This is a genomic window from Ensifer sp. Root278, from assembly GCF_001429285.1.
GTDB lineage: Bacteria > Pseudomonadota > Alphaproteobacteria > Rhizobiales > Rhizobiaceae > Ensifer.
This window is the reverse complement of record NZ_LMJJ01000002.1, coordinates 166,724-193,302: the sequence shown is the minus strand read 5'-3', so window position 1 is coordinate 193,302 and position 26,579 is coordinate 166,724. Positions and strand designations below refer to the sequence as shown.

Below are 26,579 nucleotides of genomic sequence, written 5' to 3'. Positions count from 1 at the left end.
CACTCGGGCCATAGAAAAGGATGATACGCTTCTGGAGATCGAAGGGCTCATCATGCTTGGCATAGTTCTCGCCAAGGGCTATGAACGCTGTCGCCTCATCACTCATCAAGCAGGCATGAGGCTCGATCTGCGTTCCAGCGGCGCGCGCCGCTGCGCGTAGCGAAAGACCAGTCACCACCGCAGCACGGGCGTCACCGGCCGGAGTGCCGGGTGTGACGTCATCTGGTCGCTGCACCATCACCATGACCGGTGTCTTCTGCGTATTTGGCAGACCTTTTCGGCCCCGTCCAGGCGGTGGATCGTCCGGATTTATTCTTGCTCGCCCACCGAGATGAAAATGATCGATCTCCACCGTGCCATCGAGCATGTGCTCGCGCGCCGCCATGAGACGCAGCGCGTGTCCCATCCGCCAGGCCGTGGGTTGGCTCACCCCCAGAGCCTCGGCCAGGCGCACCGAGGACAAACCCTTATCCGACTGCAGCATAAGCCACATGCCCTTCAGCCAGACACTCAAAGGAAGCTTTGTGGAATGCAGAGGCGTGTGTGTCGTCACCGTGAACTGGAACCGGCAATCGCCGTTGGAGCATTGATAGAGACCCGGACGCGCACGCCGCTTGCCAGCATCGCGCCCGGCTATCGCAATCGAGCGTTTGTAACCACAGGCAGGGCAAACTCTCCCACCCGGCCACACCATGCTTTCCAGCAACCTCCGACACTGCTCCTCATCGCGAAAGGCCACGATCATATCTTCCGCGGTCCGAATGTTGGTAAGCGCTGCAAGCATCGTTTCCGACATTCTCATCTCCTTCGGACCATGCCCGAAGAATCACATGACAACCCTTGGATAACAAGGATATTGCTGTCTTTCGTTGATAAAGGCCGTGTATTGACTGGAATGGGGTTTCGGTTGCAGCCGGCGGCGGTGAGCAAAAGCTCGCGAGCTTCTCGGTTCACCGATCACGTCCCAGCGCGGGTCGTCGCGATCAGCATGTCGACACAGCGAAACCAGCTCCCTGGAGCTGACACCAAACCACCAATGCTGCCCACGGTTCGCTCTCGATTGAAACCCAACACATCCGAAGCTTACTTCGGCGAAAAAACCTATCTCTCAAAGGCGTATAGCGCCCGTAATTATGGTATGTTCCTGTGTGGTGACGGCCGTCTTTGTGTGGATCAGCCCCTAGGGCCGAGAGACCGGGGCCCCCTTCGGAAGCAGCATCGATGCCTGAACTTCGTCCACCGCTGGCAGCCCGGCCTTCCTGATGTCGGCGACCATTCTCGCCCGATCAGCGGGCTGGAAGTTGCGCGATTTCAGTTCAGCCACGATGTTCGGAATGAAATCGGGGCGCATCTCGTCCAATTGCTTGGCCTCCCGGCGGGCGTCGTCCATCATGTTCGCGTTCACGTAAATGACTGCTGCAACCGCGTGATAGAGCGGAAACGTCTGCAGATCCGCCTGGCGGATTTCGATCACTGCAGTTCGGTTGTCACGCAACATATAGGCGGCGAGCGCACGTGTCCCGTGATAGTAGCCACCGCCGCTGGGGTTGAGCTCGATTGCGCGATCCAGTAAAGCTGCCCCACGCTCCCATTGCCCACTTTGGGCAACGCGAGTCCCGAACTCGCCCAGAAGCTCGGTATCGTTAGGGTTGGTCTCCAACGCTTGTTCGCCGACTTTGAACGCCTCCGGAACCTGCTGGTTGAAAAACAGCGCAGTCATTAAAGCCTGCAGGGCACGGGTGTTGCCCGCATCCAGTTGAACTGCGCGCCGAGCGGCGCCTAGGCTGCGCTCGACCGGCGTCGGCGTGCCGGACCTTGTGTTGAACCGAAAACGTTCCTCGTCGAGATAGATGATCGAGAGCATGGCCCAGCCCGTAGCGAAGGTTGGGTAGCGTTCGATGGCGTTCTCGAGGCAACTCCGCACGTTCGCATGCTGCTTCACCGTCAACTCGGCGCGATAGGCGTAGAAACCAAGCGTGCAGGTGTATAGGCCAACATCGTCAGGGGGAGGGTTGACGGCATCCGCTTGGGCCATGATTCCATATGGCTGAGCGACCGTGGTCGCAACCTTGTTGGCAACGTCGGATTGAATACTGAACAGATCGCGGCTGTGAATGTCGTCGTCGTAGGTCTCGGACCAGAGAATCTTGTCTGTCTCGGTATCAACCAGACGTGCTGTCACGCGCACCCGCTGGCCTGCAACACGCACGCCCCCGGCGAGTAGGAACCGCGCACCAAGCTCGCCGCGCACCTGAGAGGCGGCCACTCCCGGCAACAGCGATTTGGACGTCTCACGCCCGAACACGTGGATTTCCTTGAAGCGAGGGAGGACTGTCAGCAATTCCTCGGTCAGGCCAGCCGAGTAAAGCTCCGCTTGTGGCCCATCGCCAAGATCGGTGAACGGGGCGACGAGCAGCGTCGGACCTCCCTCGGAGAGGAGGGCGTTCGACCGGCCGGGCAACAGGAGAGAGGACAAGGCGAAAGCGGCAATGCTAATGCCGAGCATTGCGCCAGCCCCGATCCCTACTGCCGTCATACGGCGCAACTGGACGCGAAAGCCGCGCACTGCAAGTGTCTTGGCTTCCTCCGCAGAACTAGCTTCGAATGCGCCGTTCCACTCGAAAGACGGCGCGTATCCACCTTTGGGGATGTCGATCCTTATCGGATCACACTGGCCCGCGACCAAGTAATAGCGCTCCAGCATGCGACGGAGGCGTCCCGCCTCGATCCGGACAACGGGATCGTCCTGCGTGAACCCTTCGCTCCGCTTGAACACCTCGACCGCAATGGAGTAGCCCTTGAGCCGCCCCGCACGACCCGCGAGAGCTTCTTCCGTGACATAGGTCAGGAACGCGGCACTACGACCAACATGCGGGAATTCGGGGCTGGTAATGATGCGGTCGAGTTGAGCGCGGATGTCATCCGGGCTCGGAGCAGGGCGAGATGGGGGCGACGCAGCCTCGTCCCAGGCTGACAATTCGTTCTGCATGGCTTGCACCTCAGCCACTTTACTACAGATTATATTCACTTTCGAATGCAACCTACTGCTGAAACTGGTCTTCGTCCAGAGAGGCCCGTGAACATACTGGCTGCGTCCAGTTCTCCTGATCCGAAGCAACGTGCTCCTGTCGAAATGGCCGGCACACGATCTACCGAAACTACGTCCTGCCGGATTGTAGGTTACTGTTAGATACCTTGCACTTTCGACTTCGCAGTTCACAGGTTGATGGGAAACCTTCCATCTCCAAGTCAAACCTTAATCGAGGGCGAGACATGCGCAGGTCCAACCGGGTCATATTGTTGCTTTCCTCAACCATCCTCGCAGTTGCTGTGGTTGAGGCATCTGCCCAGGAACGCCACGCCTACTTCAGCCAGAAACGCGCCGACGCTATCAATGAGGCGCTCTCGACCACTTTTGCGGTTTCCCCCGACCGCCTTTTTTCAGTGGGTGCCGGAGAGGAATGGCCGATCGATCCGGATCATCCGGGGTCGGCCGACAACCGGCGCGTCCAGTTGATCAACCTGGGACTTTTGAAGTAGCGGGCTCGTGGCCCAACCGGAGGACGAACATTGCCTAGGATCTCACATATCTGCATGGCCGCTTTCGCGGCGGCCTTCGTTTCCACGTCGCCGGCCCTCGGGCAGGACGCCATCTCGGCTCCCGCCCAGAAGACGATCGGGGCGACGAAATCTAAAATGGTGCCGTCGCTGGCTGTCCTCAATTCCGCAGGCGCAAAGCTTGAGAACGGCAAGCTGACGATGAGCGGTATTTCCGCGGTTTCAATCGTCTTCGCCGACCGCCCGGTGCGCTCTGCAGGTCATGTCCTGACCTCCGAATTCATCAATCAATGGGGCGAGGGAGGGGACAGCTTCGCCAAGGACCCGCCCAATGCGACGATATCGGTCTTGAGTGCCAAGGGAGATTCCGTTGCCGATGCGGTGGTCGTCCTGAAGACGCCGAAACTCGAAGGCGCAAACCTGACCTTTGAGGTCGCGGTCCTCGAAGGCGATCTCGCCGGAGCAGATGGCCCCGCGTCGCTATTCATCGACTGGTTTGCGGCACGCGGTCCTTATGGCGGCGTTGCGGTTGGAGGCGCTGGTTTTCGTGCTCCTGTCTGGCGTGGCGCCTACTATGCGCACCCGGCCTATGGGGGAGCCGTCGCAGCGGGGGCCGTGCTGGGAGCGGCTGCTGTGGCGTCCGAATATCACCCGTACTATCGCCCGCCGACATGCGGGTACTACCCCTATCCGCCCTGCTACTGAACTCTCAGGGGGAGGGACGCAAAACTAGGCAAACATCGGCGGGCGCTGGCCGCAGATCCTGACAGCCGATGGAGACCCAGCCATGCCGTTGACGTTGCTGTTCAGAGTAACAGCATTCGGGAAGCAGTTTAGCCCTCGCTCCACACCCGGCGCTCACTGCGATGGTGACGTACAATGTGCTGGCCCAGCCTTCTGGCGATCCTCTTCGTCAAAGGCGGCCTGGTCGGCGAACTGCTGCTGCGCGCGGTCGTATTACACGCGGTGTTGGGACTGTTGCTCGTCCAGACGTAGTTGTCTTCGAACGATCGAGTTCTGTGATGGTCGCCACTACCCTGATCAGCGACACCCCTGCAGACTGCCGCGCCTACGGATGGCAAACATCAAGGATGCAACGAGTGGAAGTCATCTCTACGCCAAAGCCCGTTCTGGAAATATTCGTCGGCACCTTGTTTTTGATCGTCGTCATCTTCGTGCACGGCGCCGGGATCCGGTCTATCAGTCGGCAGTTCAACGAATCTTGGGTGCACGTAACCAGCGCCACGCCGCATTGGCGGCTCAACATCATGCTGGCGGCGACAATCGCCGCTCTAGCGCTCCTGCATTTTGCAGAGACACTGATATGGGCGGTTCCCCTCTATGTGAAGGAGATCATCCCTTCGATGCGGGACAGCTACTACTACGTCCTGGAGAGCTACACCACGCTCGGCGAGGGCAGCGTCACTCTTCCAGACAGATGGCGGCTGCTCGGCCCGATTATAGCAATGTCCGGCCTGTTCACCTTTGGTTGGACGGGGAGCGTGCTGGTCAGCATCATGACCGACTTCGGGAGGTTCGACCGACTGCAGGCAAGGCAGGAGCGTACAGACGAGGACAAGGCGGAGTCATGAGGCCGACGCCCTCGAAATTCCGCCTGCGGTCACATGTTGGAAATGGCATTCATCTCGTGGAATGTCCACGGTTCAAACTGAAAGGGGAACAGCGCGACGACCACGCCGCGAAAAATATGGACGGCGTCGATGAGCATTGCGACGCTCCAGTAGATGCCTCCTCATTCCCTGTCATCACGCGGGACATGGTGAAATATGCCAAGCCCGATCCAGACCTGTTTCTCGCGGCGGCGAGATGGTTGGGCGGAATTGATCAGAGCAAGGGCCGGAGAGGCTGCGGAATTGAAATAGGTGCCTGCGATGCCAAGGGTCGTATCAGTCTTTCCCAATGTTCGCGAAGTAGAATTTCGATCCCTGCTCCCTGCCATAATGCGGGTTGATGTCGCTCCGCCTAGATCTAGCGGCCCGGTCGCTGGCGCGGAAGAACTGGCCGTCGGAGTACCGGGTTTGATCTGTCGTAGCCGATGCCAACCGACCTGCCACCTGACGAATAATAGCAACCGCGCCAAGGACGAAAATTATGCCGACGGACACCAGATTGAACGAACCGCGTGCTGAACGGAGACGTAAAGACTCCCGGCTCGAAAAATTGCTCTTCCGCCTCGAGGCCCAGCGCATCTGCCTCGAATGGGCCTTCCGAGAAATAGCCGGCCGGCCGGGCATTGTGTTCGAGATGGGCCTGGGTCACGGTCGCACCTACGACCACCTGCGCATCCACCTCCCGGAGCGCGAGATCTATGTGCTGGATCGCGAGATCGACTGTTTCGCCGACTGCACGCCGCCACAGAATTATTTGCTGCTCGGCGACATCGAGGACACGCTTGCTTCCGGAGCCACCCGCTTTGGCGGACAGGTCATCCTGGCACATGCGGATATGGGTTCGTATGTCGAAGCGAACAATATTGCGACAAGCGCCAAANTGAGGACACGCTTGCTTCCGGAGCCACCCGCTTTGGCGGACAGGTCATCCTGGCACATGCGGATATGGGTTCGTATGTCGAAGCGAACAATATTGCGACAAGCGCCAAGCTGAGCCGATGCCTCCCGGCGGTCCTTTCGCCACATGCCATCATCCTGTCCGATTTGCCGCTCGAACTTGCGGGGACCCGTTCGCTACCGCGTCCACCGGGCGCGCCCAAAGACACGTATTTTCTCTACGTCAATGGGCCGCCGTGATCCGCCGGCCGCAACGGATTAAGCCACAACTCTCCCACGCGATGTTCTCGATCATGGACGTCTTCCCGACATTCGCGAAGCTCGCGGGCGGCAACGTGCCGGACGACCGGCCGTCGGACGGGATCGATCAGCGCAACCTGCTGCTCGGCGACAATGACGCGGACGTCGCGAACATTTGCTGACATTGGTCGGCTCTGATCTGATCGCCGTCCGCAGGAAGCAATTCCGGGCCTATTTCGTCAAAGTGGCACCCAGCCGCAACGGTCCTCCCGGCGCAACTCTGCTGGGCGGAGCGGGAAGCGGCGCCGCGCCGATGAACGGCCATCCCCAACGCTTACGCCTCACCGTCCTGCTTCCTTGACCACCCGCCTTCCCTTACAATCCCTTCTGGACACATTGGAGTTCTGCCATGAGCGAAGACGCCTTCAACATGTCAATCCGCAAGTTCCTGAAGGAAGTCGGCATCACCTCGCAGCGCAAGATCGAGGAGACGGTGCGCGAAGGGCAGGCCGGCGGCCAAAAGCTGAAGGTCCGCATGACGCTGACGGCGGAAGGTACCGACCTCAGCCACGAGGTGACTGGCGAGATCGAACTTCCATAAGAAACATCAAGCCTTCAGAAACCACCATCCGCGCGCGAATGCGGCCTTAGGCCAGCCGACACTAACTCGCTCTTGATGCGACTTGAACCGCCGTTCAGCGCAGCGGTTAAGCAAGGAGCTCCCTCCCAAAAGACATGCCGCCGGTCATGCCTCTCGCTGGCATCGTGATAGGTGTCGCCTACGGATGGGCAACCGTGCCGCCAGAAGACATCATTTCCGCATCCTTCCCCATATGCGGATCGGGCGCTCGGACAACGTGCGTCGTGGATGGTGATACATTCTGGCTTGACGGCATCAAGTACCGCATCGCAGACATCGACACGCCCGAGATCGGCGAGCCGCGTTGCGCGGGGGAGAAGGAGCTCGGCGAGCAAGCGAAGAACCGCCTGCAATCTCTTTTGAATGCCGGTGCCTTCTGCCTGAAAGCGGGTCTGCGCGACGAGGACAAGTACGGCCGAAAACTGCGCGAAGTCTACCGCGGCGGGCAGTCGCTTGGCGCCCAGCTGGTCGACGAAGGGCTGGCGCACCGTTGGGTAGGCTTTAAGCAGTCGTGGTGCGGATGAAGTGTAATCGAAGCGCGGCAACAAAGGGCAGGCACACGCGGCCACATGGCCAAGCCGTCGACCGCTCCTGCTGGTTTGCCTCGTGCCATTTAACGACCAGTATGGTGTGGTGGGCCCGGCAGGACTCGAACCTGCAACCAGTCGGTTATAAGCAGACGGCTCTAACCATTGAGCTGCAGGCCCCACCAGTCCGACAAGAATTGGCTCACTTAAGCGCCAGCAATACTGTCGTTCCCAATGCTTCAGATGCTCTTCGACCCCGATTGACTACATGCACGGGCAGGATCATTCTTGATCTTTTCGTCACGGTCCTTGGGGCTGCTTCGATGAAGTGACAGCGACAGTTCCGTTGTGTGCCTGTCAAACGCTCGGTTCGGCCTGGAAGCATAGTTGGTGGGGCTGGCTTTCATGCATTACATTCGTGCCGCTGTCGTGCTCTTGCTCCTTTTTCTAAGCTCTCACGCGTGGGCCGAAAAGCGTGTCGCGCTGGTCATTGGGAACTCGGCCTATCAACACGCGCCACAACTCGCAAACCCGCAGAATGATGCCAGCGACATGGCGTCGAAATTGACAGGACTGGGCTTCGTGGTGGTGACCGGCCGGGACCTCGAGCTGACGGGCATGCGGCGGGCGATCCGAGATTTCGTGGGCAAGGTCGAAGGCGCAGACGTAGCGCTTTTTTTCTATGCCGGTCACGGGCTTCAGGTAAACGGCGGCAACTACATCATCCCGATCGACGCGCAGCTTAAATCAAACAATGATCTGGATTTTGAGGCGCTGCCGATCGAGCTCGTGCTTTCCGCGATGGAGCGCAATGCCAGGGTCAATCTGGTGTTCCTCGACGCTTGCCGCGACAATCCGCTCGCCGCCACGTTGGCCCGGTCTCTCGGAACGCGATCTATGGTGGTCGGGAGAGGTTTGGCGAAACTCGACACTGGGGTGGGATCCCTCATTGCGTTCGCTACACAGCCTGGAAATGTTGCCCTTGACGGCGTTGGGCGGAACTCCCCGTTCACGACGGCTTTACTGGAACACCTCGGCACTCCCGGGCAGAGCATCACGGATGACCTGATTGCGGTGCGTCGCGCCGTGTTGCAGGTCACCGAGGGCAAGCAGATTCCCTGGGACAGCTCCTCGCTGACAGGCCCGGTTGTTCTCAATCCGTCGAAAGTTCCCGAGGTGGCAACAAGCCCGGCGGTCACATCGGACACGGACAGAAGCGTGGAGCTCGCGTATTGGAATTCCATCAAGGATGCGACCCAAAAGAACTTTTTCGAAGCGTACCTTCAGCAATACCCAAGCGGCGCCTTCGTCACGCTTGCGAAGTTGAAGATCGCAGCGATCGAAGCGCGCGAAACGGAAGGGCAGACAGCCGGATTGGGACAGACTGACCGCAACCGTGCCGCCCTACCTCAAGTCACGGGCATACCACCTGAACTTGCGACAATCGAGCAAACCACATCAGGCTCACCGGAAGCAGGTGCTGCGACCGGCCAAATGGATGCCGGCGAACTCAGGCTGGCCACCCAACGGGAACTGGTGCGTGTTGGATGCCTGGAGCAGGTCGACGGCAAATGGGGTAACGGCAGTCGGAAGGCGCTGCAAGCCTATGCAGAACGGAGCGGGCTCAAGCTTGCATCGCTCACACCGACCGAGGAGCTTTTGAACGGTCTGAAAGCGGCGGGTGGTCGTGTCTGCCCGCTTGTCTGTGGCAGCGGAATGGAGGTCCGCGACAACCGTTGCGTGGCAGCGGGCTTAAGTGTGTTCGATGGCATGTGGAAGATAACAAGGCATGCAACGACGGACTGCGGCGATTGGCGCGAACTCTCGACGTCCGTTCTCGTAAGAAACGGTGCAGTTTCGTCCGCCTCTGGTTTCTCGGGAAAAATCGCCAGCAACGGATCTGTCAGTATTAGCCACACATTCGTTCATAAGGGCAGGAAAGGCGGCAACATTCTCACCGGGATGATAAAGGGGGACAAAGGCAAGGGCAGGTTTAAGGGAACCGGGGCGGGCAGCGGCTGCTCAGGAACTATCACCATGAGCAGGATGTGAGCTGAACCTTTTGACTGACCCTGGGGCTTCCATGACGGGCATCCGTCGACCCGGTAAGACAATGGCCGACCGTTGTTGTCGTCAACATTGCCGCCGGCACCGCACTACAAGATATCCGGGCGACGGGGGCAGCCACGTCTTTCCAACCCGCCCCCGAGCGTGCGTGCTGTTACGCAGGAGCGCATTCCAGTAAGAAGGTGCGGCCCGGAAACAGCACAATCTTTGCGAACTTCCGGCATCACGAAAGTCGGGACCAGGCGCGACATAAATTTCGGAGAGTGTCTCCCGTATCGCCCATCTATCAGGTTCTTGTTATCTGAGCAGACGGATTGCCCCCGGATTGTTGATGGTGTTGTCGGCAAGCGTCGCCTTGCAATCCAGCTTGAAGCTGCTGTTGCCGATCATGGTGATCTCCTGCGCGACGATGCGCACGCATTCGCCGCTCGCAGAGCCGCTGCCGGCATACTGGATCTCTTTCGATGCCGGCATGTAGATGATGCCCGCAAGCGATGAGGCGCTGTTGCCGTTGATCGTCGCCGTCGCCGTATTGTTCCTGGCGGCCACGATCGAGAAACCCGCCCAGTCGCCCGTAAGCGAAGGTGTCACCTTGAAGGTCGAACCGCCGTGAATGTCGAGTTGGGCGCCATTCATCAAGAAGAAGGTGACGCCCTCAGCGGTGATCACCGACTGGCTGGCGAACTTGAGCGGGTTGCCATCGATGATGTAGGAACCCGGCCGCAAAAGAACCTTGCCCTTGATTTCCAGGCCACCATAGGTACCGGGCTTCAGTTCGACGGTATAGCCGGCGGGCGGGTTGTTCGGCGTCTTGCTCGTACCGTTGCAGTCGCCATTGCCGCTACCGCCGCCGACGAAGTTCTGGCCGCATCCCGCGAGGCTCACCCAGCTCCCTGTCGTCGGCATTTTCTTCGACAGGAACGGGTCTCGGATCGGGGCTACCTCTTCCACCGCCTTGGGACAGGCAAGCGTGAGATGGGCAAGCGTCGCCGAGACCTTGCCGGCCGTATAAAGACACTCGGTCTTGAGCGTGGCCGAACCGCTGAGATAAATCGACTGCGGATCGGTCGAATTCGAGGTGATGGTACAGCCGGACGTATCGACCGTGGCGCTGCCGCTAACCTCGAAAGCTCGGGTTGCGGTCGAACTCAGTGCCAGCATGCAGGCTTCGCGCCCCGGCATGCGGGCGGCGACGCTGACGCGATCAATCGTATAGGGTCGAAGACCGAAGAAAAGCGGCGGGTATTTGTGCTGATAGGTCGCTGTCGCCGTCGTCTCTACACCGAGGGAGCCGAACGCAAGGTTGACTGCGTTGGAGGCCACAGGCGCCGAACTCTCCGAACCGAGCTCGTCGACGATTTCAGGCGTGCCGAAATTGGCGAAGAAGGTCTTGTTCGCCAGGTCCTTCGCCGTGGCTTCATCACCGTCGTCGCCATGGACCTTCAGCGCGGAAATGGCGGCCGCATCGAGTCCGTCCTGCATCTTGGCGGCCTCGAGATTGATCCGGGCGAGATTGATGGCGATGGAAGCGCCGGTAAGCAGCGGTATAAGCGCCAGAGCTGTCATGACGGCGAAATTGCCGTTTTCGTCCTTCAGGAAGCGAACAAACCCGGTCTTCAGATTGCTCAGCATCTTCCCCGATCCCTTCATTTCTACATTAGGGATAGATAATATTGTCCGAGCTAAGAAGTCGTTAAAGGCGAACAGATGTAGTGCAGGTTCAATCACTCCGCGAAAAGCATTGGTCGCTTGTCCACGCAAATGGGCCGCGAATTCCATGGACGCTGGTTGCTTTTCAACGTCAGTCAATGAGGAACCCTAAAATTATGGGGACAAAGATAGTCAGAGACCAGAACGAAGGCGCAACCATGCCGAGTTACGGTGACGGCCGCCACAACATAAAGTCGAGCAAATCTGGAAGGAATACTGACGAAGCCACGTGACCTTGAACGGCCGCTTGCCGCGCCAACGCTGTCAAGAAACAAGCTGCGCAACGTCATCGGGTTCATGTGCCGAGTTTGTTTCCGGTTGTGCGTCCAGGATCGCATAATGTATCGACTGGAATGCCAGCCCTGCGAGGAAGCGAATGGCCGGAAATGAGTCTGTGGCCATCTGCGTCCAATGGGGCGCTACGCCGAAAGACGAGCCTCAGCGAAGTGCGCCGCGGCTTCTTCCAATGCCTCCTCGGCCCACTGATTGAGACTCTTTCCCGAAAGTTCTGCAGCCAGGGCAGCTCGGCGGTGCACTTCAGGAGCAACACGAAACATCATCTTGCCTGAATAGGGCCTCTGAGGCTCTTTGCCGATGCTCTTGCAGGCCTCGAGGTAATCATCGACAGCCTCATGGAACGCCTTCTTCAGTTCACCAACGCTGTCCCCGTGAAACCCGACTACGTCAGAAATGCCTGCAATCTTACCGAAGAACAGTTCGTCCTCCGCGTCGAATTCTATGCGAGCGTGATAACCATTGTAAGTCATAGTGTTCATGGTTCTACTCCAATTTGCGTCAGGAACTCGCGAGCATCGCGAACCTGATAACGCTTTGCCTCCTTGTCGGGATGAGGACGATGGAAGCTCGCGATTATGCCGTCCTTTTCGAACTTAACGCGAGAGCCGTTTCCTTCGATGACGTTCGCGCCGGCAGCCACAAGCAGGTTTTCTATAGCGGCCCACTCAATGGTTCCCGAGACCGGATCTCTGAATACCGCCGCGAGGGTCTTTTTCTGCTTGCTGTTCATGCTAGCAAATATAGTGGTGCTTGCTATTTCTGCAAGCGTTATTTCCGATGCTGATGCGACCTGACCCCGCGGCGCATTGGTCCGCGTGTTGGGGCCTTCGTGTCCGCAGTTCGATGGGTTCGACCTCTACCTGCGCACCCGTTACGCTGCTAAGGTCCGTGCGTTCGTCGCTTTCCTGGTAGAAAAGAGGCGACAGGCAAATACCCAGCGTGCTGAAAGCGGCCCAATGTGAGAACGCTTCAGGCCATGCTCGCGCCCCGAGTTAATCCGCAATCGGGACGTACATGCCGGTCTTGATATCCTTCAAGACGACATTGGTGTGAATGCGCTTGATCTGAGGGTTTTCGGACATCAGGTTGGCCGTAATCTCGTCGTACTGGCCTACGTCGCGCGCAGTGATTATGGCGATAAGGTCGACTGCGCCGGTCACATAATAGACCTGCTGAATGTGCTCTTGCTTCGCCAACCACACTCGAAATTTTGATAGGGCGTCGTAGTTTTCGCGTTCGATTTCCATTCCGGCAATGAACGTCATTGGGTTCCCGACCACCTTGCGATCGACGATCGCAATCTCTGCGGTAATGATGCCGGTGTCGCGCATCCGCTTCAGGCGACGCTGCACGGCGGAGGCCGAAAGGCCGACGATGTCGCCGATTGCTTCGGCTTTCATCTGACAATCGACTTGAATGATGCTCAAGATCTTGCGGTCAAAGTCGTCGATCAAATCCATGGTGTCATCTCTGCTCAAGTGCCTGGCGGACATTATGCACGGGGGCGTGCGACGAAGGTGCCGATTTCTGCCGGCTTTGAGGCCTTCTCCTTTGTCGCTCGGTTTGCGTGGATTCTGCGCATTTGTCACTGCTGCGTTGCATTGCGGCCTATTGTTTGGCCGTTTCGCAATCTTCCTTCTGCCGGTCCCGGTCGTCATGCTCTCCCCCATCGCCCATGATGAGGAACCGACATGGTACAGTACAACATAGTTCTTATTGGATTCGGCGGGGTCAATCGCGCCCTTGCCCAGCTTGTGGCCGAGCGAAACGACCTCTGGCAGTCGGAGCTCGGTTTTCGACTGAACATCGTTGCGGTTACAGACCTCAACCTCGGTTCGGTCATTTCGCAAAACGGCATCGATCCGCGCATGCTCGTCGAAACAAAATTCGAAAAGGGGGGCTTTGCCCGCCTTTCCGGCGGATCGGCCGAGGCTGACAATGAGAAGGTCATCCGGCAGGCCCCCGCCGGAATCGTCGCTGAAGCCACCTTCACCAATCCTCAAAATGGCGAACCGGCCGTTTCCCACTGCCGCTGGGCGCTCGAGAGCGGCAAACATGTCGTGACCACTAATAAAGGCCCGGTCGCGCTCGCCGCTCGCGAGCTTGTGGCCCTTGCCCGCCGCAACAACGTTCACTTTGAATACGAAGGGGCGGTGATGAGCGGCACGCCCGTCATCCGCCTAGCCAAGAATACGCTTTCCGGCGCCGGACTGAGCGCTTTTCAAGGCGTTCTGAACGGTACGTCGAACTTCGTCCTCGGTCGCATGGAGGCCGGGCTCGGCTTCGCGCAGGCAGTGCAAGAGGCGCAGGCGCTCGGATACGCCGAGGCAGACCCGACCGCAGATGTCGAAGGATACGACGTCCGACTAAAGGTGGTCATCTTGGCAAATGAACTGCTGGGCGCCGCGCTCAAGCCTTCCGACGTCTCGTGCCGGGGGATTTCATCGCTCACCGCGGCCGACATCCAGGCTGCAGCCAAGGACGGATGCCGCTGGAAACTGATCGGCTCGGCGGCTCGCCGAAAGGATGGGGAAATCGAGGCGTCCGTGGCACCGCGCCGACTGGACCTCGACCATCCGCTCTGCGCGGTGAACGGCGCCACCAACGCCGTTTCCTTCACTACGGACCTCCTCGGCGCCGTGACGGTTACCGGACCGGGCGCTGGCCGCGTCGAAACCGCCTATGCCCTCCTCTCCGACATCATTGCCATCCACCGCGGGTCACGCGGCAGCCTGGCGAAGGAGGCCGCTTGATGGTCAGCCCGAAGCTTCAGATCGCATCGAGTGCGGAGGAGATCACCGTTCTCAATCCTTTTGACGGCGCGATTGTCGGAACCGTTGTGGCCAGCAGCCCGGACGATGTCGGTTCGCTCCTGGCCCGCGCGAGACGCGGGGCCGCGCAAGCGCGGGCGCTGCCCCGGCACCACCGCGCCGCCATTCTGGAAAAGGCGGCACGGCTCATTGAGGGGCGGCGTGAGGATTTCGCACGCACTATCGTTTGCGAAGCCGGCAAAACCATCGTTCAGGCGCGCAAGGAGACGTTGCGCTGCGTGAACACGTTGAAGCTCTCTGCAGAAGAGGCGAGGCGAAACGCCGGCGAGATCGTTCCTTTCGACGCCTATGCCGGTTCTGAGGCGCGCCAGGGATGGTTCACGCGCGAACCGCTCGGTGTCATCGCAGCCATCACACCCTACAATGATCCGCTGAACTTGGTCGCCCACAAGCTTGGTCCGGCTATCGCCGGTGGCAATGCCGTCGTGTTGAAGCCCTCGGAGCTGACACCGTTTTCGGCGCTCAAGCTGGTCGATGCGCTGGCTGAAGCAGGCTTGCCGGCCGGGATCGTCACTGTTGCCATTGGCGGTGCGGATCTCGGGCGCGCCATCGTGTCGGCAAGGGAGGTGCGGATGGTTTCCTTTACCGGCGGTTTTGCGACCGGCGAGGCGATCACTCGCTCCGCCGGACTGAAGAAGCTCGCAATGGATCTCGGTGGCAACGCTCCGGTCATCGTCATGGCAGACAGCACGCTCGACAAGGCGGTGGAGGGCTGCATCTCGGGCGCTTTCTGGGCGGCCGGCCAGAACTGTATCGGCACGCAACGCATCCTCGTACAGACCGCCTGTTATGATCGTTTCCGCGAGGCCTTCGTAGTGGGTGTGGCCGGGCTTCGCTGCGGGGACCCGGACCGTGAGGAGACGGATGTCGGCCCAATGATTTCGGCGGCTGCGGCCGAACGGGCGGAAGCGGCGGTCCAGCATGCGCTCGATGCTGGCGCGACGCTCCTGTGCGGCCACCGGCGCGAGGGTGCGCTTTACCATCCGACGGTGCTTGAAGCCGTGGCGCACGACAACCCCCTTTGGCGGGAAGAGGCATTCGCACCGGTGGTGATACTCGAGCGCTTTGATACGCTGGCGGAGGCAATCAGCATGGCGAATGAACCAGACTATAGCCTGCACGCCGGCATCTTTACCAGCAGCCTGGCAGATGCACTAGAGGCCGCCGCCGGCATCGAGGCCGGCGGCGTCATGATCAACGATTCCTCGGACTATCGCTTCGACGCCATGCCGTTTGGCGGCTTCAAGCATGGCAGCATGGGGCGCGAAGGCGTGCGCTTCGCATACGAAGACATGACTCAGCCGAAGGTGATCTGCATCAATCGGAATTGATGCGGAGAAAACGCTAGCCATCGCCAAAATCTGCGGAAATGCGCTTCATACACAGCTAACTGCGCGGCAAAGCCGCGCGCGCGATCGCTAAACTGCACCGCAACAAGCCACGAAAAGTGGGGGAACGCATGAAAACGGACATCTCCTGCGCGCTGCGCGTCGACGACGTATACAAGAGCTATGGCACGCACGAGGTGCTCAAGGGCATCTCGCTTGCTGCAAGGAAGGGCGATGTTATTTCCCTGATCGGCTCGTCTGGATCCGGCAAGAGCACGTTCCTGCGCTGCATAAACTTTCTTGAGATCCCCGATCGGGGCCGCTTCGTTATCAACGGCGAAGAGGTTCTCATGAAGACGGGATCGGACGGTCGCGCCCATCCCGCCAACCGGCGTCAGGTGGAGCGTCTACGCACCGGCCTCGGCATGGTTTTCCAGAGCTTCAATCTCTGGGCGCACATGACAGTGCTGGAAAATGTCATCGAAGCGCCCGTTCATGTCCTCGGCATGGGGCGCAAGGAGGCAGTCGAGAAGGCTGAAGCACTCCTGCAGAAGGTCGGCCTCTACGAGAAGCGCAATGTCTATCCGGCTTTCATGTCGGGTGGCCAGCAGCAACGCGCCTCGATTGCAAGGGCGCTGTGTGTCGATCCGTCGGTGATGCTGTTTGACGAGCCGACATCCGCGCTCGATCCGGAACTCGTCGGCGAAGTGCTGAAGGTCATTCGCGGCCTCGCCGAAGAAGGCCGGACGATGCTGCTCGTAACCCACGAGATGAAGTTTGCCCGAGACGTCTCCAGCCACGTGATGTTTCTGCACCAGGGCCGCGTCGAGGAAGAGGGCCGACCGGAACAGATTTTCGGCGCTCCGGCCAGCGCCCGATGCCGCGAGTTCACAAGCTCGTCCCGCCACTGAACGTGCGCGACCGCCAATCATAAGAGAGAAAGGGAACCTACATGAAGACCGCATCCTTCCTTGTCGCCGGCACGATCCTTATCGCCTCTGCCGGCAGCGCAGCCGCCGACGTGCGATTTGGCATCATGAACGAAGCTTACCCGCCGTTCTTTACAAAGGACGCGACCGGCAAATGGGTGGGCTGGGAAATCGAACTGATGGATGCCGTCTGCGCCGAAATGAAGGAAACGTGCTCGGTCGTGGACATGTCGTGGGACGGACTGATCCCCGGTCTTCAGTCGCGAAAGTTCGACGTCATCTGGTCGTCCATGTCGATTACCGATGAACGCAGCAAGACGATCGCCTTCACCAACAAGTATTATAATACACCGAGCAAATTGATCGGCGCGCAGGACGGCAGGGGCGGCACCAGCGTCGACGACATCGCCGGCAAGACCGTCGGCATCCAGGTGTCCACGATCCAGACGGAATACTACAAGAAGCACTATGCGAGCGTGGCGTCCGAGAAGACCTATGCCACGCTCGACGAGGCGTTCCAGGATCTCGCTGTCGGTCGTGTGGACTACGTCTTCGGCGATTCCATTCCGCTGATGACCTTCCTGCAGTCGGACTTCGGCAAGGATTGCTGCGAGGACAAGGGCAACGTGAAGGACGATCCGCAGGTCCTTGGGCAGGGTATTGGTGGTGGCTTGCGAAAGGACGATGCCGAGCTGCTCGCGAAGCTGAACGCTGCAATCGCCGCCGTTCGAGCCAACGGTACATATGCCGCAATCTCCAAGAAGTATTTCGACTTCGATCCCTACGGCGAATGATTGAAGCGGAGGGGCGTCGACGTGGCGCCCCTTCAGCTCACTCCGGACAATACTCCCTCAAAAAGAACAGTGTGCGAGCCGCAGCGACTCGGACGCCGAGGAACCATTTCCTATGCCGACAAGTCCATCCATTCTGGAACTGCTTTCTCCCTATCCGCCAGGATGGGGCGGGGTGCTGCTTCAAGGCGCGGCCTCGACTATCCTGATTTCGCTTGGCGCGTACCTGCTCGGCATCGTGATCGGGTTTGTGGGTGCGGCAGGAAAACTCAAGGGCAGCCGCCCGGTGTCCGCCGTGCTTGATTTCTATACGACGGCCGTTCGTGCCATTCCGGAACTGATCCTCATCATTGGCCTCTACTACGCCGGAACCGACGGCATCAACAGACTGCTATCCTCATTCGCTTTGCCGCCGATCGAGATCAACGGCTTCTTCGCCGCCGTTGTCGTGCTCGGGATCGTTCAGGGCGCGTATATGACCGAGGTATTGCGCGGCGCGATCCTCGCTGTGCCGACCGGCCAGATCGAAGCTGCCAATGCCTTCGGCATGCGACCTTGGCTGCGGTTCCGCAGGATAGTTCTGCCGGCGTTGATGCCGAACGCTCTACCGGGACTGGCCAATCTATGGATGTCGGTCACCAAAGATAGCGCCCTGATCGCCGTGGTCGGTTATCAGGAGCTGGCGCTTGCCACGCGCCTGGCCGCAGGCAACACCAAACATTACTTCCTGTTCTTCTTCGCCGCAGCCTTGATCTACCTGACAATCACGCTCGTCTCCAACGTCATGTTCAGCAGTCTGGAAAGCTATTTCCGGCGCGGTCAGCCAAAAGCAGCCTGAAGGGACGGACTATGGATTTCTCATGGGTTTCCAACTACTGGCCGCTGATCGTAGCCGGCGCCACACAGACCGTGTTGCTGCTCGTGATCTCCGTCGGCTTCGGCTTCGTCTTGGCTATCGGCCTTGCGCTCGCGCAGGTGAGCGGTCCGCACTGGCTGCGCTGGGTAGCCAAAAGCTACTGCACGTGTTTACGAGGCACGCCACTGCTCATTCAATTGTGGCTGCTCTACTACGGTATCGGGTCGCTGCTCCCGATGATCCCGGGGCTGCGCTCGAGCTTCCTTTGGCCGATCGTGCGCGAGGGGTTCTTCTTCGCGGCGGTGAGCTTCACGCTGAACTATGCAGCTTACGAGGCTGAGGTGCTGCGTGGTGCGCTGCTCGCAGTCCCGAAGGGCGAGCTGGAAGCCGGACAGGCCTTTGGCATGGGCCGATGGACATTGTTGCGACGCATATGGCTGCCGAGGGCGATCCGTATCGCGCTCCCAACAATCACTGGTGAGGTGGTTCTGCAACTCAAGGCGACGCCGCTCGCCTTCACCGTCACGGTGATGGATCTCTACGCCGTCGCCTACAAGATCAGGCAGGACACGCTCCTGGTCTACGAGCCGCTTGTCGTCGTCACGCTCTTCTACGTCTGCCTCACCATCCTCATCACGCGCGCCTTTCGGGTCGTCGAGATGCAGGTGCCGATACGGCGTTGAAGCTCGGAGCGCACTCCAAATCCGATGTTCAAAGGATCGATGGCGCCGCCCGTAAGGCCATTTCCTGGAAACCTCCGGGACCCAAATCGCAGGAGGACGCGATGACTATCTCGAAACTTTCAGACCTGCCAACGCACGGGCCCAGCATGAGGGCGCCTGGCGCAAGGGCAGATCTCAGCCGCGACACGCTGGCGCTGAGCGCCGGGCTTGTCATCGATCCGTCGACCAAGGCGATCGCCCCAAACATCTCCATGTCTGTCAACAACCTGCTTGAACCGGGCAACGGAGCCTTTTCCGCAGATGGCGTCGATGATCTGACGGCTCTGCCATTTCTTTACGCGCGCTGGACCAACCCGACGGTTCGCCAGCTTGAAAACCGGCTCGCCGCTTTGGAAGGGGCCGACGACGCGGTTGCGACGGCAACGGGCGTGGCAGCCATCGGCGCCACGTTTCTCAGTTTCCTGAAAAAGGGTGACCACTTGATCCTCAGCGACGTCTGCTATGCAGGCGCCAACGAACTTGCACGGCGCATCCTGCCGGATTACGGCATCGAGGTCACGCCGGTGAACATGGCACGTCCTCAAGATGTGGCGGCCGCCTTCCGCCCCAACACGAAGCTCGTCCATTGCGAAAGTCCGTGCAATCCGATCCTGCGCCTGACCGATCTCGGGGCTATTGCCGCACTCGCCAGAAAGCATGGCGCACTGATGTCGGTCGATTCAACGCTTGCGACCCCCGTCGCCACGCAGCCGCTGCTGCTGGGGGTTGACCTGGTCATCCATTCTCTCACGAAATTCATCAACGGCCATGGCGATGCCCTGGGGGGCGTTGTCTGCGGCCGTAAGGAACTGGTGGAGAAAATTCGCTCGCGCGCCGGCGTTTACCTTGGCGCATCGATGCCTGCGATGAACGCCTGGCTCATTTTGCGCGGCATCGACACACTGTTTCCCCGCATTCGGACGATCTCCGAGTCCGCTTCAAAGATCGCGGCCTTTCTCCAAGACCATCCTTCGGTCGTGGCCGTGACTTATCCGGGGCTTGCCTCCCATCCGCAACATGAGCTGGCGAAGCGCCAGATGGACGTGTTCGGCGGCATCGTGACCTTTCAAGTGAAGGATCCGGGGAGGATGGCCCAGCAACTCGCCGGGCGCCTCAAGATTGCCCACTATGCCTTTTCGCTCGGCCACCAGCGCTCGATCGTCGTGCTGCTCGAAACGGATGAAATGATGAAGTCCACCTACCAGCTTACCGGTGAACAGCTCGAGGACTATTGCCGCTTTGCTGGCGACGGCGTGTTCCGCCTGTCGGTCGGTCTCGAAGCGACAGACGACCTAATCGATGACCTTGATCAGGCCATTTCCGAGTGAGGCAGGGCTGACCATGACAAAAATGCGCATCGAAACCGATCATCTTGGCCGACGGGAACTGCCGGCTGATGCCATGATCGGCATCCATACGCGCCGAGCAACGGAGAACTTCGACGTTTCCGGCATCCGGCTCCAGGATTTCCCCGAGTTCATCCGCTCGCTGGCGATGGTCAAGAAGGCCGCTGCGGCGACCAATCGGGAGCTGGGTCTTATCGATCCTGCGATCGCGCAGGCCATCGATCGGGCGTGCGACAGGCTGATCACCGGGGAAATCCTTGCGCCGCATTTTCCCATCGACATGATCCAGGGCGGGGCGGGGACCTCGACTAACATGAACGTCAACGAGGTCATCGCCAATCTGGCGCTTGAGGCGCTGGGGCGGCCGGTCGGCAGCTACGAGGTGGTCAATCCGAACGATCACGTGAACCTGAGCCAATCGACCAACGACGTCTACCCGACCGCCATCCGGCTGACCGTGTTGCGGGAAGGCGAAGTGCTGGTCGCGGCGTTGCAGGCCTTGGTCACTGCCTTGCGGTCGAAGGGCGACACCTTCGCAGGCATCGTCAAGGTGGGCAGGACGCAGCTTCAGGATGCTGTCCCGATGCTCCTCGGCCAGGAGTTCGAAGCTTTTGCCGAGACGCTGGAGGAGGACGTCGCGCATTTTCTGGGCACGGCTGAATTGATGCGCGAGGTCAATCTCGGTGGCACGGCGATTGGCACCGGCGTCAACGCGCCGCCTGGGTTCTCGGCGGCGATCTGCGCGCACCTTTCCATGATGTCCGGGATTGCGGTGAGGCCAGCGCGAAATCTGGTCGAGGCGACATCCGACACGGGCGCGTTCGTGACGCTTTCGGGGGCGCTGAAGCGCACAGCGGTGAAGCTCTCCAAGATCTGCAATGACCTTCGCCTGCTGTCGAGCGGTCCGCGCGCCGGTTTCGGTGAGATTCGGCTCCCGGCCCTCCAGGCCGGCTCCTCAATCATGCCGGGCAAGGTCAATCCGGTGATCCCCGAAATGGTAAACCAGATTGGTTTTCAGGTGATCGGCAACGACCTGACGGTCACACTTGCTGCCAGCGCCGGCCAGCTTCAGCTTAACGCAATGGAACCGGTCATCGTGCTCAACATCCTGCAGTCGCTGCGGCTTTTGGTGAGAGGCCTTGACGCGCTTCGTACCCGGTGCATCGACGGGATAGAGGCGGATGCCAAACGTTGTCAGGCGCTTTACGACGGGTCCCTCGTCCTTGCTGCCGCTCTCAATCCCTTCGTCGGATACGCAAAGGCCACTGCCTTTGCCGGCCGGGCGCTCGCAGAAGGCATCCCGCTGCGCGAGGCGGTCGAACGCGACAGCGGGCTGAGTGCTGCCCAGATCGACGCGATTTTCGGCGCTGGTGTCGTCAAAAGCTGAAGGGACGGACAATGGCTGTTTTTACAGATCTATCGGAGGCCGAATGCAATCAGATCGCGATGGCCTATCGCCTTGGGCGCCTGACCTCGGTGATCGGTATTGCCGATGGCGACGCGGAGACCACCTTCCTTTTCCGTTCCGAGCGCGGTGAGTTCATCATTACCCTGTTCGAGAGCTTCGCCGACCCGTTTGATCTTGAGCGCGCGTTCCGTACGATGGAGACGCTTGCTGCCGCTGGCGTTCCCTGTCCCGCGACCTTCCGCACGGATGCGGGTGCGGCAACGATCACCGTGTCGGGCAAGCTCGTCGCGGTTGTTGGTTTTGTGCCCGGGGCGCGGCCAAGTGAGATCACCACCGGCAAGTGCCACGCACTGGGTATCTGCGTCGCGCGGATACACCAGGCGCTGAGGCGCGCAGTGGAGGCAGTGTCGGACGAGTTGCCAAGTGGAGCTGTTCACGGCGCTATCAATCGCGACAACGTGTTCTTTCTCGACGGAGAGGTGAGTGGTGTCATCAATTTCCGACTGCGGCGCGACGACGTTCTGATCACCGAACTCGCCCAGGTGCTGCTGCATTGGACCGCGAAGGCAAACGGTGCGCTCGACAGGACGCTCGCCGGCGCGCTACTGACCGGCTACACAGAGGTTCGTAGCCTCAGCGAGCTAGAGCAACAGGCCTTGCCGGGCTTCACCATGGCGGCCGCGGCGACCTCGTTTGCGCAGTGTGGCAGGTTTGCCGAACTCGAAGACGCCGCGCAATGCGCCTTCCGGTCTGCGAAGGTCGTTGTCGAGGAGATGCGGTCATGAAGCGCATCCTCGATCGGGCGGACGAGCGCATTCTCGCCGAGTTGACCCGCAACGCCCGGATCCCCCACGCGGAGTTGGCCGAGAAGGTGAACCTTTCGCGCAATGCCGTGCGCCAAAGGATCGAGCGACTGGAGCGAGATAGCCTCATCCTGGGGTACACGATCGTCGCAGGCGAGGGAAAGCCGCGCACCGCGGGGGTCACCGCACTGATGTTTGTCTACCGTCATGACCGCATGCGCGGTGGTGAGGTTATCCAGGCACTCAAGCGCTTGCCGGAGGTCGTCTCCTGCGACGTCATCAGCGGCGAGTTCGACCTCGTTGTTCGGGTCGAGGCGAGTGCGACGGACCGCATCCGTGAAATCTGGCAGGAAGTGTCCGTCCTGCCCGGTGTTCGGGACACGCTGACGGCATTCGCATTGTCCTCGATGATCAAGCGCTGACCGGGATGGGAAGGAAATCCATGAAATCCGTAAGAATCCTCGACGGCGGCATGAGCCGCGAGCTTGTCCGCCTCGGTGCGCACCTCAGGCAACCGGAGTGGTCTGCACTCGCGCTGATTGAGAGCCCGGCGATCGTTCGGCGCGTGCATGAGGAGTTTATTGCCGCAGGCGCCGACATCATCACCACCAACAGTTACGCGCTGGTACCGTTCCACATTGGCGAGGAGCGGTTCCGCTTAGAGGGCCGCAGGCTGATGTCCCTTGCCGGACGTCTGGCGCGTGAGGCGGCCGACGCGAGTGTGGACCGAAGAGTGCTCGTTGCCGGATCGTTGCCGCCGATTTTTGGCTCCTACGAGCCGCAGCGCTTCATGCCGGACCGCGTGCACGACTACCTCGGCGCGCTGGTTGAGGAACTCTCGCCGTCGGTGGATGTCTGGCTCGGGGAAACACTCAGCTTGGTGACTGAAGCCGAAGCGGTGCGGATCGCGGTGGCCGGCACCAGCAGACCGCTCTGGATATCATTCACGCTCGATGACGAACCGGGTGCCGAGCGCAGGCCGGCAGCGCTACGCTCCGGCGAAAGCGTGGAGGAGGCCGCGCGCTGGATCGCCGGATCTGGTGCGGCAGCACTGCTCTTCAATTGCAGCCGTCCTGAAGTCATGCGGCGCGCCGTCGAAGAGGCGGCCTCCGTTTTTGCGCAGGAACGGTGCACCATCGAGATCGGTGTTTATGCCAATGCGCTCGCCACTGAGGAGCAAGGCGCAGCAAACGAGACACTTCATGCGGTTCGCAACGACTTGTCTGTCGACGGCTACTCCAGCTTCGCCTGTGAATGGGCAGAGAGCGGCGCGACGATCATCGGTGGCTGCTGCGGTGTCGGGGCATCGCACATCCGTTGCGTCTCTGCCCGGTTCAAGGTGGGTGAAAGATAGCCTTCCTTTTCGGAGTGCATGGATCGCCGGTTCGATTCCCCTCAAGGCGACAGATTCGTGGTTGGCCTCCGAGGCTCTCGGTCACTTTGTCCGCATCGAAATCTGGGCAGCGTCCTGAAGTGTACGCTCTAATCTCAGTACGGCAGATAATGCGTCGTGAGGAACCGCGCTAGGATAATTGCTTGCATGGTGCGTTTTCAGAGGTTCTCGCGCGTGTACATCTCGAAAGGGACAATTTTCGTGTAGCTCGCTTTCGCGCCCTCCGACGCGACGGCAGCGATCATGCCTTTGATCGCCTCGTTGGCGAGACGTTCCAGGGGGTGGGCAATCGACAGCGTCAGAGCACCATCGAGTAGGGCGCTCTTGACGTTGTCCATGAGTTCGTAGCCGACGACAACCAGAGTGCCGGCCCGTCCGGTCGTACGAAGGGCGGCAAGCACTCCGCTGATGCCGCCGCCCGCCACGTAGAGGCCGGCAAGATCGGGATGTTGGTCCAACAATCGTTCAGTCATTTCCTGCGCAACCGCGGAGGATTCGAAGGTCGACAGCGGCTCAAGCAGCAGGAATTGGGGAGCGTGTTCCCTAAAATACGAGCGGAAGCCGGTTTCGTTCATCTCCTGATTCCGGTAGCGCGGATTGCCCATCAGCAGGCCAATCTTGCCGGGCTTCTTGCAGATGTGGTCGAAGGTCCAGGCCGCAGTGCGGCCGACTTTCCAGTTGTCGAGGCCGATGTAATGGATCTGACCAGTTGCCGCGAGCTGCGAGATCAATGCAAAGACCGGTATCCCTCGGCCCTGGATTTCTTCAAGCGCTTGAGTGACGACAGGATGCACCGCGGTGGTGATGCAGAGCGCGTCGCATTCGCTGGCGAGTGTCAAGGCACGCTCCGCGGTGTTCTGCGGCGCCAGGTCTTCGAGATGCTCGATCCTCAATTCGACCTCGACCGCCTCGACTGCAGCTGCGGCTTGCGACAAGGCGAGTGCCACGAGTTGGTAAAAGGGACGATGCGGCTGAAGAAGGATCACGCCAAAACGGTACTTCGGGCGCGCGGCGGCATTGCGCGCCTGGATCGCACCCAAGCCGTAAAAGCCGATGCTCTCGGCGGCCGCCTGAACCTTTTCCCGCGTAGCCGTCCGGACATTTTCCGCGCCTGATAGAACCCGGTTCGCGGTGGCAATCGACACGCCCGCCGTTTCTGCGAGATCGCGGATCGTCGGTCTCTTCATTGGCCCCCGTGATATAAAATGTATCATTTCGTCTAGGAAATGAGATGAATGACACGATCATCTAATGAGAGACAAATGCGCCTTGATTTAACACCCGTCAAGTTGCCATTGTTCGTTTCAGAGATTGGCGTGTGGGGAAAACAGAAGCCCAAACGCCTGGGAGAGAAATGCAATCGACATCGCGGGATTCTGTGCTTTGGGCCTTCGCCCGAAGAGAGCAGCTCTGTGCCCGGAGTAAACGTCGATGCCTTTTCTTCCTTGCGAGCAGCAAGACGCTTGTCGGGAGGCATGACGATGGATGATCTTAATTACGGAACCCGCAACAAGCGCGGCGACTGGGCGCCCAACGGGCGCATCGAGGTTGCGCCGTTCTGGGCCTGGCCCCCGAAGATTCCGTCCGTTCTCAGATGGTTGCCTGAATATATCTGGCCGTGGAACGCCTTCCACATGGCAACGGCGCTCCTCTACTGGTTCTATGTCGTTCCGGATGTCGAGGTGATGAAGGCGCTGGACTGGCAATGGGCGCTGTGGCTCTACGCGGTGAACGCGGCGGCGATCTTCGTCTTCTACGGTTCGGTCGAGCTCTTTTTCTACGTGAAGCGCAAACAGGGCAACCGCTTCAAATACAATGTGAAATTTCCAAGCGAGCAGCCGTCGGACGTCTTCTGGTTCAAGAGCCAGAACATCGACAACTTCCTGCGCTCGTTCTTTTTTTCGATACCGCTGTGGACGCTGGTCGAGGTGTTGTTCCTCTGGGTCTTTGCCAACGGCTGGGTGCCGTGGCTGAGCTGGTCAGAAAATCCGTACTACCTCGCGTTTCTCGTTGCGGCAGCCCCCATGATCCACGAGGTGCATTTCTTCATTATCCACCGGCTGATCCACTGGGGCCCGCTCTATCGCTGGATCCACTCCGTCCACCACAATTCGGTGAACCCTTCGCCGTGGTCCTCGCTCTCCATGCATCCGGTCGAGGGCTTCCTCTACCATGCCGTGGCCTTCTGGCACCTGGTGATCCCCTCCAATCCGATCGTGGCGATGTTCCAGCTTCATATCGCCGGCTTCGGAGCGGTCAACGGGCACATCGGTTTCGACAAGCTCGAGGTTACGGAAGAGACCCCGCTCGATACCCATGCCTACGCTCACTACCTGCACCACAAGTACTTCGAGGTGAACTATGGCGGGGACGGTCTCATCCCGCTCGATAAGTGGTGCGGCACCTGGCACGACGGCACCAAGGATGGTGACGTCCAGATGCAGGCGCGCTTCGCCAAGAAGAAGGAGCGCATGAACGCCAAGACGGCGCGCGCGAACTCGTGAGTTCACCAAGGCTTGGGCTCCGCGAGGAGGCGGTTCCCAAGGCCGAACGGTCGCCGTGACCCAGACTTCTAGCATTTTAACCCGCCATCCGGCGCAAGGGA

Annotated in this window: 24 protein-coding genes, 1 tRNA gene and 3 pseudogenes; 20 read left to right on the top strand and 8 right to left on the bottom strand. The window is 60.0% G+C overall.

The features are described from left to right. Positions 1–49: 49 nt before the first annotated feature. A pseudogene (locus ASE60_RS03865) lies at positions 50–796 on the bottom strand (IS1595 family transposase); the annotation flags it as partial. 384 nt (positions 797–1,180) lie between these two features. Beyond that, the gene (locus ASE60_RS03860) at positions 1,181–2,989 is read right to left on the bottom strand and encodes a hypothetical protein (protein WP_057248414.1); all 1,809 of its coding nucleotides are present in this window, start codon (positions 2,987–2,989) and stop codon (positions 1,181–1,183) included. Positions 2,990–3,369: 380 nt separating this feature from the next. Here ASE60_RS03860 and ASE60_RS34385 point away from each other — a divergent pair. The 7 genes and pseudogenes from ASE60_RS34385 to ASE60_RS03830 all read left to right on the top strand — a co-directional run. Further along, positions 3,370–3,540, top strand: a pseudogene (locus tag ASE60_RS34385) (OmpA family protein); the annotation flags it as partial. A 30-nt stretch (positions 3,541–3,570) separates the two neighbouring features. After that, complete coding sequence (locus tag ASE60_RS03850) at positions 3,571–4,263, top strand: hypothetical protein (RefSeq protein WP_057248412.1); 693 nt, start codon at positions 3,571–3,573, stop codon at positions 4,261–4,263. A 395-nt stretch (positions 4,264–4,658) separates the two neighbouring features. After that, the gene (locus ASE60_RS03845; RefSeq protein ID WP_057248473.1) at positions 4,659–5,150 is read left to right on the top strand and encodes an ion channel; all 492 of its coding nucleotides are present in this window, start codon (positions 4,659–4,661) and stop codon (positions 5,148–5,150) included. A 111-nt stretch (positions 5,151–5,261) separates the two neighbouring features. Further along, a pseudogene (locus ASE60_RS35445) lies at positions 5,262–5,395 on the top strand (HAD family hydrolase); the annotation flags it as partial. 984 nt (positions 5,396–6,379) lie between these two features. After that, the gene (locus ASE60_RS35995; protein ID WP_255571387.1) at positions 6,380–6,508 is read left to right on the top strand and encodes a hypothetical protein; all 129 of its coding nucleotides are present in this window, start codon (positions 6,380–6,382) and stop codon (positions 6,506–6,508) included. A 227-nt stretch (positions 6,509–6,735) separates the two neighbouring features. Further along, a complete protein-coding gene (locus ASE60_RS03835; protein ID WP_057248410.1) occupies positions 6,736–6,927 on the top strand; it encodes a DUF6494 family protein in 192 nt (63 codons plus the stop codon). A gap of 146 nt (positions 6,928–7,073) precedes the next feature. Further along, the gene (locus tag ASE60_RS03830) at positions 7,074–7,490 is read left to right on the top strand and encodes a thermonuclease family protein (RefSeq protein ID WP_244495533.1); all 417 of its coding nucleotides are present in this window, start codon (positions 7,074–7,076) and stop codon (positions 7,488–7,490) included. A gap of 107 nt (positions 7,491–7,597) precedes the next feature. Here the strand turns inward: ASE60_RS03830 and ASE60_RS03825 are convergent. Then, a tRNA-Ile gene (locus ASE60_RS03825) sits at positions 7,598–7,673 on the bottom strand. 225 nt (positions 7,674–7,898) lie between these two features. Here ASE60_RS03825 and ASE60_RS03820 point away from each other — a divergent pair. Next, the gene (locus ASE60_RS03820; RefSeq protein WP_156414567.1) at positions 7,899–9,545 is read left to right on the top strand and encodes a caspase domain-containing protein; all 1,647 of its coding nucleotides are present in this window, start codon (positions 7,899–7,901) and stop codon (positions 9,543–9,545) included. Between the two features lie 312 nt (positions 9,546–9,857). On the opposite strand, the gene ASE60_RS03815 is transcribed toward ASE60_RS03820, so the two are convergent. The 4 genes from ASE60_RS03815 to ASE60_RS03800 all read right to left on the bottom strand — a co-directional run bounded on the left by ASE60_RS03815 (position 9,858) and on the right by ASE60_RS03800 (position 13,027). After that, on the bottom strand, positions 9,858–11,192 hold the full coding sequence (locus tag ASE60_RS03815; RefSeq protein ID WP_057248407.1) for a TadE/TadG family type IV pilus assembly protein: 1,335 nt from the start codon (positions 11,190–11,192) through the stop codon (positions 9,858–9,860). 497 nt (positions 11,193–11,689) lie between these two features. Further along, positions 11,690–12,046, bottom strand: a complete 357-nt coding sequence (locus ASE60_RS03810; RefSeq protein ID WP_057248406.1) for a type II toxin-antitoxin system HicB family antitoxin — start codon at positions 12,044–12,046, stop codon at positions 11,690–11,692. After that, positions 12,043–12,297, bottom strand: a complete 255-nt coding sequence (locus ASE60_RS03805) for a type II toxin-antitoxin system HicA family toxin (RefSeq protein ID WP_057248405.1) — start codon at positions 12,295–12,297, stop codon at positions 12,043–12,045. The genes ASE60_RS03810 and ASE60_RS03805 overlap by 4 nt, the downstream gene beginning before the upstream one ends. Positions 12,298–12,559: 262 nt before the next feature. Beyond that, positions 12,560–13,027: an Lrp/AsnC family transcriptional regulator gene (locus ASE60_RS03800; protein ID WP_057248404.1), complete on the bottom strand. Its 468-nt coding sequence runs from the start codon at positions 13,025–13,027 to the stop codon at positions 12,560–12,562. 231 nt (positions 13,028–13,258) lie between these two features. On the opposite strand from ASE60_RS03800, the gene ASE60_RS03795 reads away from it, so the two are divergent. The 11 genes from ASE60_RS03795 to ASE60_RS03745 all read left to right on the top strand — a co-directional run bounded on the left by ASE60_RS03795 (position 13,259) and on the right by ASE60_RS03745 (position 23,935). Beyond that, positions 13,259–14,320: a homoserine dehydrogenase gene (locus ASE60_RS03795; RefSeq protein WP_057248403.1), complete on the top strand. Its 1,062-nt coding sequence runs from the start codon at positions 13,259–13,261 to the stop codon at positions 14,318–14,320. After that, positions 14,320–15,729, top strand: a complete 1,410-nt coding sequence (locus ASE60_RS03790; RefSeq protein ID WP_057248402.1) for an aldehyde dehydrogenase family protein — start codon at positions 14,320–14,322, stop codon at positions 15,727–15,729. The genes ASE60_RS03795 and ASE60_RS03790 overlap by 1 nt, the downstream gene beginning before the upstream one ends. A gap of 128 nt (positions 15,730–15,857) precedes the next feature. After that, the gene (locus ASE60_RS03785) at positions 15,858–16,637 is read left to right on the top strand and encodes an ABC transporter ATP-binding protein (RefSeq protein WP_057248401.1); all 780 of its coding nucleotides are present in this window, start codon (positions 15,858–15,860) and stop codon (positions 16,635–16,637) included. Between the two features lie 41 nt (positions 16,638–16,678). Beyond that, on the top strand, positions 16,679–17,449 hold the full coding sequence (locus ASE60_RS03780) for a transporter substrate-binding domain-containing protein (protein ID WP_057248400.1): 771 nt from the start codon (positions 16,679–16,681) through the stop codon (positions 17,447–17,449). A gap of 112 nt (positions 17,450–17,561) precedes the next feature. Beyond that, on the top strand, positions 17,562–18,284 hold the full coding sequence (locus tag ASE60_RS03775; RefSeq protein ID WP_057248399.1) for an ABC transporter permease: 723 nt from the start codon (positions 17,562–17,564) through the stop codon (positions 18,282–18,284). Positions 18,285–18,295: 11 nt separating this feature from the next. Next, a complete protein-coding gene (locus ASE60_RS03770) occupies positions 18,296–18,985 on the top strand; it encodes an ABC transporter permease (protein ID WP_057248398.1) in 690 nt (229 codons plus the stop codon). A gap of 146 nt (positions 18,986–19,131) precedes the next feature. Continuing rightward, positions 19,132–20,352 carry an aminotransferase class I/II-fold pyridoxal phosphate-dependent enzyme gene (locus tag ASE60_RS03765; RefSeq protein ID WP_244495532.1) on the top strand — a complete coding sequence of 407 codons (1,221 nt, stop codon included), beginning with the start codon at positions 19,132–19,134 and terminating at the stop codon, positions 20,350–20,352. Positions 20,353–20,365: 13 nt separating this feature from the next. Continuing rightward, a complete protein-coding gene (locus ASE60_RS03760; protein ID WP_057248396.1) occupies positions 20,366–21,757 on the top strand; it encodes an aspartate ammonia-lyase in 1,392 nt (463 codons plus the stop codon). A gap of 59 nt (positions 21,758–21,816) precedes the next feature. Then, positions 21,817–22,563, top strand: coding sequence for a phosphotransferase (locus ASE60_RS03755; protein ID WP_244495523.1), 747 nt, complete (start codon positions 21,817–21,819; stop codon positions 22,561–22,563). Continuing rightward, complete coding sequence (locus ASE60_RS03750; protein WP_057248394.1) at positions 22,560–23,003, top strand: Lrp/AsnC family transcriptional regulator; 444 nt, start codon at positions 22,560–22,562, stop codon at positions 23,001–23,003. The genes ASE60_RS03755 and ASE60_RS03750 overlap by 4 nt, the downstream gene beginning before the upstream one ends. Positions 23,004–23,023: 20 nt before the next feature. Further along, positions 23,024–23,935 carry a homocysteine S-methyltransferase family protein gene (locus ASE60_RS03745; RefSeq protein WP_057248393.1) on the top strand — a complete coding sequence of 304 codons (912 nt, stop codon included), beginning with the start codon at positions 23,024–23,026 and terminating at the stop codon, positions 23,933–23,935. 197 nt (positions 23,936–24,132) lie between these two features. Here the strand turns inward: ASE60_RS03745 and ASE60_RS03740 are convergent, their stop codons facing one another. Next, positions 24,133–25,161: a LacI family DNA-binding transcriptional regulator gene (locus ASE60_RS03740; protein ID WP_057248392.1), complete on the bottom strand. Its 1,029-nt coding sequence runs from the start codon at positions 25,159–25,161 to the stop codon at positions 24,133–24,135. 294 nt (positions 25,162–25,455) lie between these two features. Between ASE60_RS03740 and ASE60_RS03735 the strand changes: the two genes are divergently transcribed. Further along, a complete protein-coding gene (locus ASE60_RS03735; RefSeq protein ID WP_057248391.1) occupies positions 25,456–26,478 on the top strand; it encodes a sterol desaturase family protein in 1,023 nt (340 codons plus the stop codon). Positions 26,479–26,579: the final 101 nt, after the last annotated feature.